This window comes from Mesorhizobium sp. M5C.F.Ca.IN.020.32.2.1 (assembly GCF_004023105.1).
GTDB lineage: Bacteria > Pseudomonadota > Alphaproteobacteria > Rhizobiales > Rhizobiaceae > Mesorhizobium > Mesorhizobium wenxiniae.
The window spans coordinates 1-4,616 of the sequence record NZ_RZSX01000516.1; the positions used below are offsets into that span (position 1 = coordinate 1).

4 protein-coding genes and 1 pseudogene are annotated in these 4,616 nt (G+C 63.0%); 2 read left to right on the top strand and 3 right to left on the bottom strand.

What is annotated here, in order from left to right; translation table 11 throughout:
* On the bottom strand, positions 1–540 hold a 540-nt coding region (locus EOA86_RS23130; protein WP_128343778.1), incomplete at its 3' end, for a thioredoxin domain-containing protein.
* A gap of 76 nt (positions 541–616) precedes the next feature.
* Entirely contained in the window at positions 617–2,011 is a 1,395-nt protein-coding gene (locus EOA86_RS23135; RefSeq protein WP_128343773.1) for a M48 family metalloprotease, read from the bottom strand.
* Positions 2,012–2,156: 145 nt separating this feature from the next.
* On the opposite strand from EOA86_RS23135, the gene EOA86_RS23140 reads away from it, so the two are divergent.
* Positions 2,157–3,305: an aminotransferase class I/II-fold pyridoxal phosphate-dependent enzyme gene (locus EOA86_RS23140; RefSeq protein WP_128343775.1), complete on the top strand. Its 1,149-nt coding sequence runs from the start codon at positions 2,157–2,159 to the stop codon at positions 3,303–3,305.
* A 4-nt stretch (positions 3,306–3,309) separates the two neighbouring features.
* Positions 3,310–4,239 (top strand): glutaminase, encoded by a 930-nt coding sequence (locus tag EOA86_RS23145; protein WP_128343777.1) that lies wholly within the window; start codon positions 3,310–3,312, stop codon positions 4,237–4,239.
* Between the two features lie 94 nt (positions 4,240–4,333).
* On the opposite strand, the pseudogene EOA86_RS23150 reads toward EOA86_RS23145, so the two are convergent.
* Positions 4,334–4,616: pseudogene (locus EOA86_RS23150) on the bottom strand (hypothetical protein); the annotation flags it as partial.

Here is a 4,616-nt window from a genome sequence, read left to right on the forward strand (position 1 = left end):
GTGGAACTCGCCGTATTTCTCCGGCATCATCAGGTGGAAGGCCATCGAGACGACGCTCGCCTTCTGCGAATCCGGGCCGAGGATCGGGAACTCCTTGAGCACGAAGCGCAGGTCCGAATCGGCTGTCGTCAGCGTCTGCATGTCCTCCATGGCGCGTTTGCAGTAGCCGCAATTGTAATCGTAGAACTCGACGATGGTGACCTTGCCGTTCGGATTGCCGACGACGCCGTCGAAGGCCGAGTTGAAGATTTGGTCCTTGGCATTTTTGATGATGGCGAGACTGGCGACGCGCTGCGCCTCCTTCTGCTTGGCCTCGAGCGCTTCCTGAGCCTCCAGCAGCACTTCCGGGTTCTTCAGGAGATAGTCGCGGATGATGCCTTCGACTTCGGCCCGGTCGATCTTGGTGTCGGCGGGCGCCGCCTGGGCGATCTGCACGGCATCGGCCTTTGCCGTCTGCGGACTTCCGGTCACGAACCCGAAACCCAGCATGGCGAGGGCGACCGCCACTCCCGTGGTGCCCAGCAGAATTGCCTTGTTCATCATCCCTAATCCTCTTGCCTGGTTTCCGGCCCGACCCGATTGGTCCACTACATGTCGCCGCGCACGGCCGGAAGGTTCACTTTTTCTTGCCTGATGGTGCGTAGTTTATGATGTCCTGCGCGCGGATCCAGCCCGGCTCGCCGCGCTTCATTTTCATCTGCGCGCGCATTGCGAAGATCTTGGCATCCTTGTAGGCGCCGGAATAGAAATGGCCTTCGGCGGTTGCAAGATCCGCGGCCGGGATGTTGCCGAGTTCGCCATAGGCCTGCGCCAGATGGCGGTAACCGACGGCGTTTTCCCGGTCGCGCCCGAGGCCCTTGTTGATCTGCACCACCGCTTTCTGCAGGGAATCGGGCGTGCCAATGGCCATCAGCGCCTGGCCGTAAGAGACCGACAGCAACCCGGATCGTGCCGGATCGAGGCTGACCGCCTTGGCATAGGCTTCGGCGGCAGCCTTCGGTCTGTTCGCCTTCATCAGGATGTCGCCGCGCAATTCCTGGAAATAGGGGTTTTTCGGCTGTGCCTTGATCAGCGCGTTGGTCTTGGCGAGCGCCCCGGCCAGATCGCCAAAAAGATAGCTCGTCTGCGCGTCGCCATATTGCGAGGCGAGGCTGTCCGGGTTCTTGCGCATCAGCCGCGATGCGGCGGCCTTGCCCCCCATATAGGCGGCGATCTTGATGCGCATCATGTCGTGCCGCTGCTGCAGTGCCGGCGGATCGATCTTCTCGACATAAGGGCTCTGCTTGACCAGCACTTCGAGATTGGCAATGCGCTCCCGCGGCAGCGGATGGCTGATCCGGTAGGGGTCGACCTGCGCCCCTGACAGCGAGAGCGCGCTCTGAAAGCGGCCGAAGGTCTTCAGCATGCCCAGGCCGGACTGGCCGGTCGCATTGAGATAGGTTATCGCCGAGCGGTCGGCGGTCATCTCTTCGGTGCGCTGATAGGCGAGGATGCTGCGCTGCGCCATCTCGCCGCCGCCGGCTGCAACCCCCATGCCGGCGCCGGCGAGGCCACGGCTTTTGGTGGTGGCGCCGGCAACGATGGCACCTGCGCCAAGCAGCGTCGCGATGATGGCCATCGTCTTGGCGCGTTCGAGCTGGTTGCGCAATTTTTGCTGGTGCCCGCCGGCAATGTGGCCGGCTTCATGGGCGATGACGCCGATGATCTCGTTGGGCGTCTCCGCCGACATCAGGGCACCGGTGTTGATGAACATGCGGGATCCGGCAACGAAAGCGTTGAAACTCTGGTCGTTGACCAGCACGATGTCGACGCCGTCTTCCGGCAGGCCCGCGGCCCGGAAGATCGGCCGCGCATAATCGCGCACCAGTGCTTCGATCTCGGCATCGCGCACCACCGGCACGTTTTGCGCGAAGGCGCTGACGGTGCTGGTCACAGCGACCGTCGCGGCAAGCGAAAGCGTCGCGAAGGCGCGTACTGCCCTGGCTATCGTCGATTTGGGTCGGCTCAACATGGCAGGTCCACTGGTAGACGAGCGGGCGGAGGATGAAAAGTCGGCACTGAAACTTTACCGAACTTGTGATCCTCACATCAATCGGGCATTTGTGCGGCGCGGACGCCAGAGCTCGGCGCCCGCAGCCGGCAAGGAATGAGGTCAAATGGTTGTATCGCTTTCGCGTCGCGGCGACGTTGAGCCGTTCCACGCCATGGACATTCTGGCGGAAGCGAATCGGCTGAAGGCAAAGGGCGTGCCGGTTGTTTCCATGGCCGTTGGCCAGCCGTCCGGCCCGGCGCCGACCGGGGTCAGGCAAGCGGCGACGAACGCATTGAAGATGGGGCGCATCGGCTACACCGATGCATTGGGTCTTGCAGGCTTGCGCGAGGCGATCGCGCAGCACTATGCGGACCACTACGGGCTCGCCCTCTCGCCCGGCCGGATCGCCGTCACCACCGGATCGTCGGCCGCCTTCAACCTGGCCTTTCTGGCGATGTTCGATCCAGGCGATCGTGTCGCCATCGCCGCGCCTGGCTATCCGGCCTATCGCAACATCATGGCCGCGCTCGGCATCGAGGTCGTCGAGATCGAGCTCAACGGTGATGCCTATCTCCACGCCGAACATCTGAAGGCCGCGCATCGCGAAAAGAAGCTGAAGGGCGTGTTGTTCGCCAGTCCGGCCAATCCGACCGGCGCGGTTATCCCCGCCGACGAGCTGTCGGCGCTGGTGACGACGGCGCAAGAGCTCGGCATCGCCGTGATCTCCGACGAGATCTATCACCGGCTGGCTTACGCTGCGCCGGACACGACGGCGCTTGCCTACGCCGAGGACGTGACGGTGATCAATTCCTTCTCGAAATATTACTGCATGACCGGTTGGCGGATCGGCTGGATGGTGCTGCCGCAACCATTGGTGCGGCCGGTCAAGCGGATCGCCCAGAGTCTCTATATCTCACCGCCGGAACTGTCCCAGATCGCCGCGATCGAGGCATTCAAGGCGACCGGGGAATTGGAGGCGGTGAAGGCGCGCTATGCGTGGAATCGCGAGCTTTTGATGAAACGCCTGCCCGAACTCGGCTTTGCGCTGGCGGCACCGATGGACGGGGCGTTCTACGCCTTCTGCGATGTCACCAGGCACACCAACGACAGCATGGCCTTTGCGCGCAAGATGCTGGCCGAGGCGCATGTGGCGGCGACGCCCGGCCGCGATTTCGATCCGCTCCAAGGCCATCGAACCATGCGCTTTTCCTACGCCGGCAGCCACGATGAGATGGTCGAGGCGATAATGCGCCTCGAACGCTGGCTGAAGTAGCGCCATGCCGGAACTCGAACAGGCTTTGACTGAAATTGCCGCCGAAATGGCGGAGCGCACGGATCGCGGCGAAGTCGCGACCTATATTCCGCAACTCGGCAAAGTCGATCCGAATAAGTTCGGCATTGCCGCCGTGACCAAGGACGGTCGTGTGCTGATAGCGGGCGACGCCGATGAGCCGTTTTCGATCCAGAGCATTTCGAAGGTGTTCACGCTGACATTGGCGCTCGGCAATGTCGGCGACGCGCTGTGGCAGCGTGTCGGGCGCGAGCCTTCGGGCAACCCGTTCAACTCGATCGTCCAGCTCGAGCATGAGAACGGCATTCCGCGCAATCCGTTCATCAATGCCGGCGCCATCGTCATTTCCGACATTCTGCTCGCTGGCCACCAGCCGCGCGAGGCGATCGGCGAGATCCTGCGCTTCATCCAGTTCCTGGCCGACGACGAGACCATCATCATCGACCGCGAGGTCGCGGCTTCGGAACGCGCTACCGGGTTTCGGAATTTGGCGCTTGCCAACTACATGAAATCCTTCGGCAACCTCAACCACGCGCCGGATCTGGCGCTGGGCGTCTATTTCCACCATTGCGCCATCGCGATGAGCTGCCGGCAACTGGCGTTGGCCGGTCGCTTCCTCGCCAACGGCGGCAAGAACCCGGCGACCGGCCATTCCGTGGTGTCAGCCGAGCGCGCCCGCCGCATCGGCGCGATGATGCTGACCTGCGGTCATTATGACGGCTCCGGCGATTTCGCCTTTCGCGTCGGCATCCCCGGCAAGAGCGGCGTCGGCGGCGGCATTCTGGCGATCGTGCCGGGCGTGGCCTCGCTCGCCGTATGGTCGCCCGGCCTCAACGCCAACGGCAATTCCAGGCTGGGGTCGATTGCGCTGGAAAGGCTGGCGAAGATGATGAACTGGTCGGTCTTCGCGCCATAAAGCTTGTGGCGATTCAGATAAGAAGAATCCTGCGCTGTCGACAAGACAGCGCGGGATTCTTTGGTCAAAAGATCAGGCTAAACCACCGAAAAGCTTAGAAGAAGCCTTTCCGCTGCCACCAGCCGGCACGCTTCGGCTTTTCCTCGGTCTTTTCCTCTTCGGCAACGGTCGAAGACACGATCGGCTCAACCGGCGCATCTACCGGTACAGGCTTGCGTCGCGATGGGCGAACCGTCGGTTTTTCGTCGACGGTGGCCACGGCTGTTTCCTCCGGAACAGGTGCGGGAGCCTCGGCAGAGGTTTCCGGCTCGGCTACCGGCGTCTCGACGACGACGTCCGCCGCAGCCTTCTTCGGCTTGGCGGCGCGGCGCGGCTTC